This window comes from Pseudomonas sp. M47T1, from assembly GCF_000263855.1.
Lineage (GTDB): Bacteria > Pseudomonadota > Gammaproteobacteria > Pseudomonadales > Pseudomonadaceae > Aquipseudomonas.
In genome coordinates this window covers 342,013-355,687 of record NZ_AJWX01000003.1, presented here as the reverse complement: position 1 = coordinate 355,687, position 13,675 = coordinate 342,013, and the positions used below count along the sequence as shown (strand labels likewise).

Annotated in this window: 15 protein-coding genes; 13 read left to right on the top strand and 2 right to left on the bottom strand. The window is 63.1% G+C overall.

The window, feature by feature from the left end; all coding sequences use genetic code 11:
* Window positions 1-70 precede the first annotated feature (70 nt).
* The 7 genes from minD to PMM47T1_RS05500 all read left to right on the top strand — a co-directional run bounded on the left by minD (window position 71) and on the right by PMM47T1_RS05500 (window position 6,530).
* Window positions 71-883, top strand: a complete 813-nt coding sequence (minD, locus tag PMM47T1_RS05525) for a septum site-determining protein MinD (RefSeq protein ID WP_008366590.1) — start codon at window positions 71-73, stop codon at window positions 881-883.
* Window positions 883-1,134 (top strand): cell division topological specificity factor MinE, encoded by a 252-nt coding sequence (gene minE / locus PMM47T1_RS05520; RefSeq protein ID WP_008366588.1) that lies wholly within the window; start codon window positions 883-885, stop codon window positions 1,132-1,134. The genes minD and minE overlap by 1 nt, the downstream gene beginning before the upstream one ends.
* 89 nt (window positions 1,135-1,223) lie before the next feature.
* Window positions 1,224-1,859, top strand: a complete 636-nt coding sequence (locus PMM47T1_RS05515; RefSeq protein WP_008366585.1) for an RluA family pseudouridine synthase — start codon at window positions 1,224-1,226, stop codon at window positions 1,857-1,859.
* Between the two features lie 164 nt (window positions 1,860-2,023).
* On the top strand, window positions 2,024-3,313 hold the full coding sequence (locus PMM47T1_RS05510) for a M18 family aminopeptidase (RefSeq protein WP_008366584.1): 1,290 nt from the start codon (window positions 2,024-2,026) through the stop codon (window positions 3,311-3,313).
* Window positions 3,314-3,544: 231 nt separating this feature from the next.
* On the top strand, window positions 3,545-3,712 hold the full coding sequence (locus tag PMM47T1_RS30060) for a hypothetical protein (protein ID WP_008366582.1): 168 nt from the start codon (window positions 3,545-3,547) through the stop codon (window positions 3,710-3,712).
* Between the two features lie 68 nt (window positions 3,713-3,780).
* The gene (locus tag PMM47T1_RS05505) at window positions 3,781-5,958 is read left to right on the top strand and encodes a mechanosensitive ion channel family protein (protein ID WP_008366581.1); all 2,178 of its coding nucleotides are present in this window, start codon (window positions 3,781-3,783) and stop codon (window positions 5,956-5,958) included.
* A gap of 89 nt (window positions 5,959-6,047) precedes the next feature.
* Window positions 6,048-6,530 carry an MEKHLA domain-containing protein gene (locus tag PMM47T1_RS05500; RefSeq protein WP_008366579.1) on the top strand — a complete coding sequence of 161 codons (483 nt, stop codon included), beginning with the start codon at window positions 6,048-6,050 and terminating at the stop codon, window positions 6,528-6,530.
* Here PMM47T1_RS05500 and phnR read toward each other — a convergent pair.
* Entirely contained in the window at window positions 6,505-7,224 is a 720-nt protein-coding gene (gene phnR, locus PMM47T1_RS05495) for a phosphonate utilization transcriptional regulator PhnR (protein WP_008366578.1), read from the bottom strand. The genes PMM47T1_RS05500 and phnR overlap by 26 nt on opposite strands.
* A 342-nt stretch (window positions 7,225-7,566) precedes the next feature.
* Between phnR and PMM47T1_RS05490 the strand changes: the two genes are divergently transcribed.
* From PMM47T1_RS05490 to PMM47T1_RS05465, 6 genes are all read left to right on the top strand, one after another.
* On the top strand, window positions 7,567-8,631 hold the full coding sequence (locus PMM47T1_RS05490) for an ABC transporter substrate-binding protein (RefSeq protein WP_008366575.1): 1,065 nt from the start codon (window positions 7,567-7,569) through the stop codon (window positions 8,629-8,631).
* A 119-nt stretch (window positions 8,632-8,750) separates the two neighbouring features.
* On the top strand, window positions 8,751-9,557 hold the full coding sequence (locus tag PMM47T1_RS05485; RefSeq protein ID WP_008366574.1) for an alkaline phosphatase family protein: 807 nt from the start codon (window positions 8,751-8,753) through the stop codon (window positions 9,555-9,557).
* Window positions 9,558-9,622: 65 nt separating this feature from the next.
* Complete coding sequence (locus PMM47T1_RS05480) at window positions 9,623-10,408, top strand: ABC transporter permease (RefSeq protein WP_050990384.1); 786 nt, start codon at window positions 9,623-9,625, stop codon at window positions 10,406-10,408.
* Window positions 10,395-11,192: an ABC transporter permease gene (locus PMM47T1_RS05475; protein ID WP_008366570.1), complete on the top strand. Its 798-nt coding sequence runs from the start codon at window positions 10,395-10,397 to the stop codon at window positions 11,190-11,192. The genes PMM47T1_RS05480 and PMM47T1_RS05475 overlap by 14 nt, the downstream gene beginning before the upstream one ends.
* 2 nt (window positions 11,193-11,194) lie before the next feature.
* Window positions 11,195-12,184, top strand: a complete 990-nt coding sequence (locus PMM47T1_RS05470; protein ID WP_008366569.1) for an ABC transporter ATP-binding protein — start codon at window positions 11,195-11,197, stop codon at window positions 12,182-12,184.
* 238 nt (window positions 12,185-12,422) lie between these two features.
* Window positions 12,423-13,076, top strand: coding sequence for an HAD family hydrolase (locus PMM47T1_RS05465; RefSeq protein ID WP_008366568.1), 654 nt, complete (start codon window positions 12,423-12,425; stop codon window positions 13,074-13,076).
* On the opposite strand, the gene PMM47T1_RS05460 is transcribed toward PMM47T1_RS05465, so the two are convergent.
* Window positions 13,064-13,648 carry a tRNA-uridine aminocarboxypropyltransferase gene (locus PMM47T1_RS05460; protein WP_008366567.1) on the bottom strand — a complete coding sequence of 195 codons (585 nt, stop codon included), beginning with the start codon at window positions 13,646-13,648 and terminating at the stop codon, window positions 13,064-13,066. The two genes, PMM47T1_RS05465 and PMM47T1_RS05460, sit on opposite strands and share 13 nt — an antisense overlap.
* Between the last annotated feature and the right edge of the window lie 27 nt (window positions 13,649-13,675).

Genomic DNA, 13,675 nt, shown 5'->3' with positions numbered 1-13,675 from the left:
AGCAGTTGTTTACAAGTCATGCTTTCATTCAGGGACTAGCAATCCTTTTTCACTTCAGGGGTGATACACCTTGTCCAAGATTCTCGTGGTTACATCCGGCAAAGGTGGTGTGGGCAAGACCACCACCAGCGCCGCCATCGGTACCGGCCTGGCCCTGCGCGGCCACAAGACAGTCATCGTCGACTTCGACGTGGGCCTGCGCAACCTCGACCTGATCATGGGCTGTGAACGCCGCGTGGTGTACGACTTCGTCAACGTGGTCAACGGCGAAGCCAACTTGCAACAGGCCCTGATCAAGGACAAGCGCCTTGAGAACCTGTACGTGCTGGCGGCAAGCCAAACCCGTGACAAGGACGCGCTGACCAAGGAAGGCGTGGAAAAAGTACTGATGGAACTCAAGGAAACCTTCGAGTTCGTGGTTTGCGACTCGCCGGCCGGCATCGAGACGGGCGCTCACCTGGCCATGTACTTCGCCGACGAAGCCATCGTGGTCACCAACCCGGAAGTGTCCTCGGTACGTGACTCGGACCGCATGCTGGGCCTGCTGGCCAGCAAGTCGCGCCGCGCCGAGCGCAACGAAGACCCGATCAAGGAACACCTGCTGCTGACCCGCTACAACCCCGAGCGCGTGAGCAAGGGCGAGATGCTGGGCGTGGAAGACGTGAAGGAAATCCTCTCGGTGACCCTGCTGGGCGTGATTCCCGAGTCCCAGGCCGTGCTCAAGGCGTCCAACCAGGGCGTGCCGGTCATCCTCGATGACCAGAGCGACGCCGGCCAGGCCTACAGCGATGCCGTAGACCGCCTGCTGGGCAAGAACGTGGAACACCGCTTCCTCGCGATGCAGAAGAAAGGATTCTTTGAGCGGCTCTTTGGAGGCAACTGATGAGCATTTTTGACTTCTTTCGTTCCAAAAAGGTCAATACCGCGTCGGTAGCGAAAGAGCGTCTACAGATCATCGTGGCGCACGAGCGTGGTCAGCGCAGTACCCCGGACTACCTGCCAGCCCTGCAGAAGGAACTGGTGGAAGTAATTCGCAAGTACGTCAATATCGGCAACGAGGACGTGCAGGTCGCCCTGGAAAACCAAGGCAGCTGCTCGATCCTGGAACTCAACATCACCCTGCCTGACCGTTAACTCGGCCTGGCAGCACCCGCGGCGGTTGCCGGTCTTTCCCTGGGGAAACACCGGCAATCGCCGTTGGCGTTTTTACCGAGACAATTTCAATGCCGCTGTCCAACATCCACATCCTGCACCAGGATGACGCCATCCTGGTGATCAACAAGCCCACGCTGTTGCTGTCGGTGCCCGGCCGCGCCGAGGACAACAAGGATTGCCTGATCACCCGCCTGCAGGAAAACGGCTACCCGGAAGCGCGGATCGTGCACCGCCTGGACTGGGAAACCTCGGGCATCATCCTGCTGGCTCGCGACGCCGACACCCACCGCGAACTGTCGCGCCAGTTTCACGACCGCGAGACCGAAAAGGCCTACACCGCCCTGGCCTGGGGCCAGCCGGAACTGGACAGCGGCAGCATCGACCTGCCGCTGCGCTACGACCCGCCCACCAAGCCACGCCACGTGGTGGACCACGAACAGGGCAAGCACGCCCTGACCTTCTGGAAGGTGCTGGAGCGCTGTGGTGACTGGTGCCGCGTGGAGCTGACGCCCATTACCGGCCGCTCGCACCAGTTGCGCGTGCACATGCTCTCCATCGGCCACCCGCTGCTGGGTGACGGCCTGTACGCCCACCCCGAGGCGCTGGCGGCGTACCCGCGGTTGTGCCTGCATGCCAGCATGCTCAGCTTCACCCACCCTACCAGCGGCGAGCGCGTGCGCTTCGAGTGCCCCGCGCCGTTCTAACCTTGCCTGTTTTGCCTGTGGGAGCGGCCTCTGCCCGCGAAAAGCGCAGGTTATCCGCAGTGATTTCTTTGCGGGCAGAGCCCGCTCCCACAGGTCCATGGGCACGACGCCCCCAAGCGGGCTGCAATACGTTAAACTCGCGCCACTGCTGTCTGGAGCCATTTATGCGCGAAGCTTTGAACCAGGGCCTGATCGACTTCCTCAAGGCCTCCCCCACGCCGTTCCATGCCACCACCAGCCTGGCCATGCGCCTGGAGGCTGCCGGTTACCAGCGCCTCGACGAGCGCGACACCTGGGCCACCGTTGCTGGCGGGCGCTACTACCTGACCCGTAACGACTCCTCGATCATCGCCTTCAAGCTGGGCCGCCACTCGCCGCTCATTGGCGGTATTCGCCTGGTGGGCGCCCACACCGACAGCCCGTGCCTGCGGGTAAAGCCGCAGCCCGAGCTGCAGCGCCAGGGTTTCTGGCAACTGGGCGTGGAAGTCTACGGCGGCGCGTTGCTGGCGCCCTGGTTCGACCGCGACCTGTCGCTGGCCGGCCGCGTCACCTTCCGCCGCGACGGCAAGGTCGAAAGCCAGCTCATCGACTTCAAGCTGCCGATTGCCGTGGTTCCCAACCTGGCCATTCACCTCAACCGTGAAGCCAACCAGGGCTGGGCCATCAATCCCCAGACCGAACTGCCGCCTATCCTGGCCCAGGTGGCCGGTGACGAGCGCCCGGACTTCCGTGCCCTGCTCACCGAGCAACTGGCCCGCGAACACGGCCTGAACGCCGATGTGGTGCTGGACTACGAGTTGAGCTTCTACGACACCCAGAGCGCCGCAGTGGTGGGCCTGCACGGCGAGTTCATCGCCGGCGCGCGCCTGGACAACCTGCTGTCGTGCTACGCCGCCCTGCAGGCGTTGCTCAACGCCGACAGCGAGGAAACCTGCGTGTTCGTGGCCAATGACCACGAAGAAATCGGTTCGTGCTCGGCGTGTGGCGCCGACGGCCCGATGCTGGAGCAAACCCTGCGCCGCCTGCTGCCCGACGGCGACGACTTCGTGCGTACCATCCAGCGCTCGCTGCTGGTGTCGGCCGACAACGCCCACGGCGTGCACCCCAACTACGCCGAGAAGCACGACGCCAACCACGGCCCGAAACTCAATGCCGGCCCGGTGATCAAGGTCAACAGCAACCAGCGCTACGCCACCAACAGCGAAACCGCCGGGTTCTTCCGCCACTTGTGCATGGCCGAGGAAGTGCCGGTGCAAAGCTTCGTGGTACGCAGCGACATGGGTTGCGGTTCCACCATCGGCCCGATTACCGCCAGCCACTTGGGCGTGCGCACCGTGGACATAGGCCTGCCAACCTTCGCCATGCACTCGATCCGCGAGCTGTGCGGCAGCCAGGACCTGGCGCACCTGGTCAAGGTACTGGAAGCCTTCTACCGCAGCCGCGAGCTGCCCTGACCCCTGAAGGCGCTGCCGCAGGCTGCGAAAAGGTCCGCAGGCCCCTCGGCGGTGTCATGTCGATCGCGGGCACGCTGTGCGTGCCTTCGCAGCCTGCGGCAGCTCGGGGCCACCCCACACAAGACAGGGGCTGCCCTATAGGCGACGTCAATGTTTCATGATACCGATCAAGTCGTGTGAGACAGCCAGGCCTACACTGAATCAAGGCCCCTCGCAAAAAGGACAACGGTCATGGACGAATTCACCACCCTGCTTGTTCAGGTCATGGCCAGCCTCGGCCTGTTGACGTTCGGCTTCAGCCTGCGTGAACGCGATATCGGCGTGCTGATGATCTGGGTCGGCATGCTCTGCCTGCTGGGCATTGTGCTTTACAAGATCCTGGTGCGAATCGGCGCATAGCGCTCGCAATGGCCCGGCACGGCTCGTACACTCCCTCGATCAAGAATTGCCCCTGGGTTTATCGTCGCGTGCCTGTCCTTTTCCGTTTGCCTGCCCTGTTCACCCTACTGCTGAGCTGCCTGCTGGCAGTGCTGCCACCCGCCCAGGCGGCCGGCTTGCCGAGCCTGCTCAGCGGCTCGCAGAAAGCCCAGCCCGCACCCACCGAACCGCTCGCGCAGTCACTGGACGAGGTGATCAAGTCGCTGGAAAACGATCAACAGCGCACCCAGCTGCTGACCGACCTCAAGCGCCTGCGCGACACTACGCTCAAGGCCCAGCCTGCCAGCGAAGAAGGCGTGCTGGGCCTTATCGGAAGCACCCTGGGGCATTTCGAGAAACAGTTTTCCGGTGACGACAGCCCCTTCAGCCGCTGGTCCAACGAATTCGACCAGGCCGGCGTGGAGCTGTCCAACCTGATGCTGCCAGTGGCCCAGTGGCCGCCGATCATCTTCGGCTTCGTACTGATCATCCTGGTGTGGAGCCTGCTGGCCTATGCGCTGAACTGGATCAGCCACCATATCCGCATGCGTTTCGGCCTCAGCGAAGAGTTGCCCCAACACCCGCGCACCCTCGACCTGTTGCGCTTCGCCCTGCGCAAGCTGGGCCCATGGATGGTGGCACTGATCATCACCGTGTGGGTGGGTTACGCCCTGCCCTCCTCGCTGGGCAAGGACCTGGCCATGGTGCTGGCCTACGCCCTGGTAGTGGGCACCTGTTTCTCGGCGATCTGCGTGGTGGCGTTTTCCCTGTTGGACGGCCCCCACCGCCATCGCGCGCTTTACATTCTGCGCCACCAGGCGTTCCGTCCACTGTGGCTGATCGGCAGCTTCGCCGCCTTCGGCGAAGCCCTCAACGACCCACGGCTGGTGGCCAGCCTGGGCTCGCACCTGGCGCACATGGCCGCCACGCTGGCAAACATGCTGGCGGCGGTGTGCACCGGCATGTTCGTCCTGCGCTTCCGCCGCCCGGTGGCGCACCTCATTCGCAACCAGCCGCTGTCCCGGCGCCTCACCCGGCGGGCCCTGAGTGACACCATCGAGATCCTCGGCACATTCTGGTACCTGCCAGCGCTGGTGCTGGTGGGTATTTCGCTGATCGCCACCTTCATCGATGCCGGCGACACCAGCACCGTGCTGCGCCAGTCCCTGGTGTGCACCGTGCTGCTAGTGCTGTGCATGGTGTGCAACGGCCTGGTACGCCGGCACGCTCTACGGCCGCACAAGCGCATCAAACGCCACGCGGTGTACTCCGAACGCCTGCGCAACTTCGGCTACACGTTGGTGCACATGATCATCTGGCTGGCCTTCATCGAGCTGGGCCTGCGCGTGTGGGGCATGTCGCTGATCCGCTTCACCGAAGGCGAAGGCCACGACATCAGCGTCAAGCTGTTCAGCCTGGCGGGCACACTGATACTGGCGTGGCTGGTATGGATACTGGCCGACACCGCGGTGCACCATGCCCTCACCCACTCGCGCAAGGGCCTTGCCAACGCTCGCGCGCAAACCATGATGCCGCTGATCCGCAACGTGCTGTTCATTGCCATCTTCATCATCGCCGCCATCGTCGCCCTGGCCAACATGGGCATGAACGTCACGCCACTGCTGGCCGGTGCCGGCGTGATCGGCCTGGCCATCGGTTTTGGCGCCCAATCGCTGGTGGCCGACTTGATCACCGGCCTGTTCATCATCATCGAAGATTCCCTGGCCATTGACGACTACGTGGACGTGGGCGGCCACCTGGGCACGGTGGAGGGCCTGACCATCCGTACCGTGCGCCTGCGCGACATCGATGGCATCGTGCACACCATTCCGTTCAGTGAAATCAAAAGCATCAAGAACTACTCGCGGGAATTCGGCTACGCCATTTTCCGGGTCAATGTGCCGCACACCATGGACATCGACACCGCCATCAAGCTGATGCGCGACGTGGGCCAGAAGATGCGCACCGACCCCTTGCAGCGCCGCAACATCTGGTCGCCCCTGGAGATTCAGGGCGTGGAAAGTTTCGAATCGGGTACCGCTATCCTGCGGGCCCGCTTCAAGACCGCGCCCATCAAGCAGTGGGAAGTGTCGCGGGCGTTCAACCTGGCCCTCAAGCGCCAGCTCGACGAGTCGGGCCTGGACCTGGCCACCCCGCGCCTGAGCGTGCAGGTGGTCACCAGCGCCGGTGGCAATGTGGCTGGCGAGACGGCTACCGTTTCGACATGATGTGTGTCCAATGTGGCAATAGACTATGGGCGGCCCACAGGGTAGCGTGGCACCTCCGACTTCTTTCAGTGCAGTAGAGGAAGAGCACAATGCTTGGCCCCGACCTTGCGAGCCGCTTGCTGGAAATCGACGAGGCCTATTTCAGGCACACCGGCAAACACCTGCCCATGGCCATCCCCGGCGCGCCCATCGACCTGCAATGGGTGCACGAACGCGCACCCTATGGCTTGCTGGCCCACGACGGTAGCGACCAGCCACGGTTCATCTACGCCAATGAGCAGGCACAGAAGTGCTTTGACTACCCGCTGGAAGACTTCATCGGCCTGGTGTCGGAACTCAGCTCGCCGCCCACCCAGCGGGCTTCGCGCCAGTATTACCTGGACCGGGTGCGCCGCGCGGGCTACAGCTTCAACTACCAGGGCGAGCGCTTTTCGCGCAGCGGCCAGACCTTCCAGATCTTCGATGGCGAGATCTGGGAACTGTCCCCGCCCGGCAGCGTGGTACGCGCCGGCCAGGCCTCGCTGTTCTGGCTGACCGAGGTGGAAATCAAGACGGCGAAACATCGGCACTGAGGCGAATGGCATCGTGCCGCCAGTACTCCAGGTCGCAATCAATCAGCCGCCCGTGCTGGTCATGATTGATGCGCGTAATGCGCAGCCCCGGGCTGCCCAATGACACCTTCAACGCACTGGCCGCCTCGGCGCGCAATGCCGTGGGCGACATCTCGAAACGCACCCGCCCGTATTCAATTGCGTAGTGACGCGCGTAAATCTCGGTCAGCGGCTGGTTCAGGTCCAGTTCCAGAATACCTGGGAAATACTGCGGGTTAAGGTAGTGTTCCACATACAGCACCAGCCGCTGGTCAATGCGCCGCGTGCGGCACAACTGGATCACGCTGGACAGCGGTGGTAATTGCAGGCTCGCACAAATGGCCGCCGACGCCGGCACCAGGCGCCCCGACAACAACTGCGTGGACGGCTCGCGGCCCTGCTCGCGAACCATGGCGTGGAAGTGGCTGCGCTTCATCAGGTCATAGGTGAGGCGCGGCGGCGAGATAAACCAGCCCCGGCGCTCTTCGCGGTAAATCAGCCCCCTGGCCTCCAATTGCACCAGCGCCTCGCGCAGGGTGATGCGCGTGGTGTCGAATACCTCGCTCAACTTGCGCTCGGCCGGCAACTTGCAACCGGGCGCCAGCAAGCCATGCTGGATCTGTTCCTGCAGGGCCTGGCAGATGGCTGTCACGGCCCGGGGTGCACTGTTACGCATCATCTCAACCTGTCTGGACTAGTCCAGCCGCAAAAAGGGGCACTGACGGTGCCAAGGGAACCTGCCAGCAGCGTAGGGAAAATAAATGACTGCGGGATGACAGACGCTTCGGAAATGCCCTACACCCCATGGCGCAAGCCTTTGCAGATCAGTCAGTTAAATCTGAACTACGCTTAGTGCCCACGGGTGCCGGGCAAGGTCCTGCAAGCCGCGCGCCAGGCCCCCATACATCAAATTGTAATCACTGCCTCCTAGATTGGCTCAGGTCTTGCTGATCTAGACCACCCGCGACACCGTCCAGACAAACACCAGCGTTCACGGAACGCGCCCAAGGAGCTTCGGATGAAAAAGCTTTTCCTGGCATCACTGGTAGGCATGGGCATCACCATGAGCATCAACGCCATGGCCGCCGACGTCGATTTGAACACCCTGGAAGCGGCCGCCAAGGCCGAAGGCGCCGTCAACAGCGTCGGCATGCCCGATGACTGGGCGAACTGGAAAGGCACCTGGGCGGGGTTGCTGACCAAATACGGGCTGACCCACATGGACACCGACATGAGCTCGGCCCAGGAAGTGGCCAAGTTCGCCGCGGAAAAAGACAATGCCAGCGCCGACATCGGCGACGTAGGCGCCGCCTTCGGCCCCATCGCCGTGAAGCAGGGCGTGACCCAGCCGTACAAACCCAGCACCTGGGACCAGATTCCAAGCTGGGCCAAGGATCAGGACGGCCACTGGGCACTGGCCTACACCGGCAGCATCGCGTTCATCATCAACAAGCAACTGGTGAAGGATGAGGATGCGCCCAAGAGCTGGGCCGACCTGGAAAAAGGCAAGTACAAGGTTGCCATCGGTGACGTGAGCACTGCGGCCCAGGCGGCCAACGGCGTGCTCGCCGCGGCCATTGCCCGTGGCGGCGATGAAAGCAACCTGCAACCAGGCCTGGAACTGTTCACCGAACTGGCCAAGCAAAAGCGCCTGTCGCTGGCCAACCCCACCATCCAGACCCTGGAAAAGGGTGAAGTGGAAGTGGGCGTAGTGTGGGACTTCAACGGCCTGAGCTACCGCGACAAGATCGACCCTACCCGCTTCACCGTGCTGATTCCTTCCGATGGCTCGGTGATTTCCGGCTACACCACCATCATCAACAAATACGCCAAGCACCCGAACGCCGCCAAGCTGGCGCGCGAGTACATCTTCAGCGACGAGGGCCAGTTCAACCTGGCGCGCGGCCATGCCCGCCCTATCCGTGCCGAGCACCTGAAACTGCCTGACGACGTGGCGTCCAAACTGCTGCCCAACGAGCAGTACAAGAACGTCAAGCCGATCAAGAACCCTGATGCGTGGGAGAAGAGCTCCAAGGCCCTGCCGCAGCAGTGGAACGAGCAGGTCATCATCGAGATGAATTGATCGGCGGCGCTTTCTTCGCGGGCAGAGCCCGCTCCCACAGGCGCAGTGTGTCCAGTGTGGGAGCGGGCTCTGCCCGCGAAGAGGCCAGCCCTGGCAACAACGATTTCAGAGGCTAAGCCATGCCCCACAAAACCCTACTGGTCCTGCTCGACGGCCTCAGCTATCAGGTCGCCGAGCACGCCATGGGCCACTTGCAGGCCTACGTCGGCGCCGGCAAGGCCGCGCTGTACCAGCTCCAATGCGAGTTGCCAGCCCTGTCACGGCCCCTGTACGAATGCATCCTCACCGGCGTTGCGCCCATCGACAGCGGCATCGTGCACAACAACGTTACGCGCCTGTCCAACCAGCGCAGCGTGTTCCACTGCGCCAGCGAGGCCGGCAAGGTAACCGCCGCGGCCGCCTACCATTGGGTCAGCGAGCTGTACAACCGCTCCCCGTTCGACGCCGCTCGCGACCGCCACACGGTGGCACCGCATCAGCCCATCCAGTTCGGGCATTTCTACTGGGCCGACCATTACCCGGACTCGCACCTGTTCGCCGATGGCGAGGACCTGCGCCTCAAGCACGAACCGGACTTTCTGCTGATCCACTCCATGAACATCGACGATGCCGGGCACAAGCATGGCCTCAACAGCGCCCAATACCGCAACAGCGCGCGGGGCGCCGACGTGATCCTGGCCGACTACCTGCAAGGCTGGCTGCAGGCCGGCTACCAGGTGCTGGTGACCGCCGACCACGGGATGAACGACGACCGCTCCCACAACGGCCTGCTGCCCGAGGAGCGCCTGGTACCGCTGTTCGTGCTGGGCAACGCCTTCAGCCTCGACCCGGCGGCCCGCCCGCAACAGACCCAGCTGTGCGGTACCCTGTGCGAACTGCTGGGCGTACCCCATGACAAACCGCTGTGCCGGGAGTTGCTCAAGTGAGCCAGCCAACCTACCGCCCCACCACCGGGAAAATCTGGGCCATCCTGTGCCTGGTGCCTTTTGCCATGGTGTTTTTCGTGTTCCAGATCGCCCCCCTGGCCTGGGTGGCCATCCACAGCCTGCAAACCGATAGCGGCTGGAGCCTGGACAACTTCATCAGCGCGTTCAGCTCGCGTTTCTACCGCCAGGCCATGCAGTTCAGCCTGGAAATCAGTTTCTGGTCGAGCCTGTTCGGCATTATCATCGCCGTGCTGGGCAGCTACTCCCTGCGCAGGGTGGACTCCAGGCTGCGCGATTTCGTCAGCGCCTTTGCCAACATGACCAGCAACTTCGCCGGGGTGCCGCTGGCGTTCGCGTTCATCATTCTGCTGGGCTTCAATGGCAGCGTGACCATGATGCTCAAGCAGGCCGGGATCATCCAAGACTTCAACCTGTACTCCAAGACCGGGCTGATCATCCTGTACACCTATTTTCAGATTCCCCTGGGCGTGTTGCTGCTGTACCCGGCCTTCGATGCCCTTCGCGAAGACTGGCGCGAATCCTCGGCCCTGCTGGGCGCCAGCGCCTGGCAGTATTGGCGGCACATCGGCCTGCCGGTGCTGACCCCGGCGCTGCTGGGCACCTTCGTGATCCTGCTGGCCAACGCCCTGGGCGCGTACGCCACGGTGTACGCCCTGACCACCGGCAACTTCAACGTGCTGCCGATCCGCATCGCGGCCATGGTGGCCGGCGACATCAGCCTGAACCCCAACCTGGCCGCAGCGTTGGCGATGATCCTGGTGGGCATGATGACCCTGGTGACCCTGGTGCATCAGTGGCTGTTGAAGAGGAGCTACCATGTCGCGCACTGAATACGGCCCCGCCGGGCTCTACCATCGGCTGGTGGTGTGGCTGCTGTTCCTGATTCTGCTGCTGCCCCTGGCTGGCACCCTGCTGTACTCGCTGGCCACCAGTTGGTCGGCCACCATCCTGCCCAGCGGCCTGACCTTCCAGTGGTACCTGGAACTGTGGAGCGACGCCCGTTTCCTGCACGCCTTCGGCCAGTCGCTGATTGTCTGCGTCGGTGCCCTGGTGCTGTCGGTGGTGCTGATCCTGCCGCTGCTGTTCGTGGTGCACTACCACTTCCCGCGCCTCGACGGCCTGATGAACATCCTCATCCTGCTGCCCTTCGCCGTGCCGCCGGTGGTGTCGTCGGTGGGCTTGCTGCAGCTCTACGGCTCGGGCCCGCTGGCCATGGTGGGCACGCCGTGGATACTGATTGGCTGCTACTTCACCGTGGCGCTGCCGTTCATGTACCGGGCCATCACCAACAACCTGCAGGCCATCAACCTGCGCGACCTGATGGACGCCGCCCACCTGCTGGGCGCCAGCACCTTCAAGGCGGCTTTGCTGGTGGTATTGCCCAACCTGCGCAAGGGCCTGTTGGTGGCATTGCTGCTGTCGTTCTCGTTCCTGTTCGGCGAATTCGTGTTCGCCAACCTGCTGGTAGGCACCCGCTACGAAACCCTGCAGGTGTACCTCAACAACATGCGCAACAGCAGCGGGCACTTCAACAGCGCGCTGGTGATTTCCTATTTCCTGTTTGTGCTGGTGCTGACCTGGGCCGCCAACCGTTTGAACAAGGACAAAGACTAAAGATGAGCTTCGTCAGCGTCGAACAACTGCAAAAGCACTACGGCGACACGCCGGTGTTCAGCGACATCAACTTCACCATCAGCCGCGGCGAGTTCGTCACCCTGCTGGGCCCGTCGGGCTGCGGCAAGTCGACCCTGCTGCGCTGCATCGCCGGCCTGACCCCGGTCAACAGTGGCCGCATCCTGCTGGACGGCCACGACCTGGTGCCGCTGAGCCCGCAGAAGCGTGACATCGGCATGGTGTTCCAGAGCTATGCGCTGTTCCCCAACATGACCGTGCAACAGAACGTCGCGTTCGGCCTGCGCATGCAGAAGGTCGGCAAGGCGCAGAGCCAGCAGCGCGTGGACGAAGTGCTGCGCATGGTGGAGTTGCAGGACCTGGCCAGCCGTTACCCGCACCAACTCTCTGGCGGCCAGTGCCAGCGCGTGGCCTTGGCCCGCTCATTGGTCACCCGCCCACGCTTGCTGTTGCTGGACGAGCCACTGTCGGCGCTGGACGCGCGCATTCGCAAGCACCTGCGTGAACAGATCCGCGCCATCCAGCAGGAGCTGGGCCTGACCACTATTTTCGTCACCCATGATCAGGAAGAAGCACTGACCATGAGCGACCGTATTTTCCTGATGAACAAGGGCCGCATCGTGCAGAGCGGCGACGCCCAGAGCCTCTACACCGCCCCCACCGATGCCTTTGCCGCCGGGTTCATCGGCAACTACAACCTGCTGGATGCCGAGCAGGCGGGCAAACTGCTGCAACGGCCTGTGCACACGCGGTTGGCGATTCGGCCGGAGGCCATCAGCTTGAGCCTGACGGGTGAGCTTGAAGGCGAGATTCGCAGCCATAGCTTGCTGGGTAATGTCATCCGGTACCGGGTGCAGGCGCGAGGTGTTGAGCTGGTAGTGGACGTGCTTAACCGTTCGGCGAGTGATCTACTGCCCAATGGGCAGCGAGTGTCACTGACTATCGATACACAGGCACTGTGTGAGGTAGCCTGAGAACAAACGCAAACCAGCGTTTGATCTTGCTGTTAGCTTTTGATCTGGCTGTTGATCTTGCTGTTGAGGTTGGCCCCGTTAAGCGCCAGGGCCGACTGGAGGCACACTGCAGAGGGAGACGAGGCAGGAGCCAAGTCAGGTGCGCAGGGCCAGGGACGGCCCTTCGCGCCGGCCCCCGGAAGCGTGCCGGCGGATCGGGCCGGAATTGTTTTTTGCATTTATCAGAGGGAAATTTTGTATGGCATTGGCAATCTTCGACCTGGACGAAACCCTGATCCACGGCGACTGCGCCACCCTGTGGAGCGAACAGATGGGCCGCCTGGGCTGGGTCGACCCCGAATCATTCATGCGCAAGAACAACGAACTCATGGACGCCTACAGCCAAGGCAAACTGGCCATGGAGGACTTCATGGCCTTCAGCCTGGAACCCATGATCGGCCGCACCCCCGAAGAAGTCGACCACCTGGTAGGCCCCTGGGTCGAAGATTTTATCGAACCCATCATCTTCAGCGACGCCACCAAAACCATCGCCCAGCACCGCAAGGCCGGCGACCGCATTCTCATCATCTCCGCTTCCGGCACCCACCTGGTGGGCCCCATCGCCGAACGCCTGGGCGTGGACGACATACTGGCCATTGAACTGGACGTGCAACACGGCGTGTACAGCGGCGCCACGGTCGGCACCCTCACCTACCGCGAAGGCAAGATCACCCGCCTGCTGCAATGGCTGGACCAGGAAGAGGAAAACCTGGAAGGCGCGACGTTCTACTCCGACTCACGCAATGACCTGCCGCTGCTGCTCAAGGTCGACCACCCCCACGTGGTCAACCCCGACCCGGTGCTGCGCGAGCACGCGGAAAAGGCCGGCTGGCCCATTCATCACTGGGTGTGATTGCGCCGGTAGACGTCTTCACCCATGGCTGCGATCTGCCCTTGGATCAATGCATCGAAGGGCGCCAGCAGCGGTTGGAATGATGCCGGGGCTTCGAGTATTTCCAGCGCGTGCGTGATGGCCTCGATGGTCGATAAAGCCCCGGGCCCCGGCGCCTTGCGCAGGCGGTAGCGCGACGGCGGTGCGCCGTCCAGGGTTACCCGTGGCAAGGCCGCCAGCGTTGGGTTGAGGTGCAGCATCTTGCGCGCCTTGCGCCACGTGCCGTCGGGCACCACCAGCAGCATCGGCTGACTGCTCAGGCCAGCGACCAGCGGCTGGGCGTCGTCCCCCGGAAACAGTAGGCACGTTCGATAGCCCGGTTGCTGCAACAACGCGTCATCGAAGACTTCGCCCACCACCAACTCGGCGTTGGCCAAACCCAATACAGCCAACCGCGCGGTGTTGAGCGCGTGATTGACCTCGCTGGGGTGTTGCAGGATCAGCACGCGGGTGCGGCTGGGCAGGCTGGGGATCAGCGCGCACAGGCAGCGGGATTCGGGACGATGGCAGCGGGGGCAATGTATTCGAGGCATCGCTCATTTTGCCACAAGCCAACACCC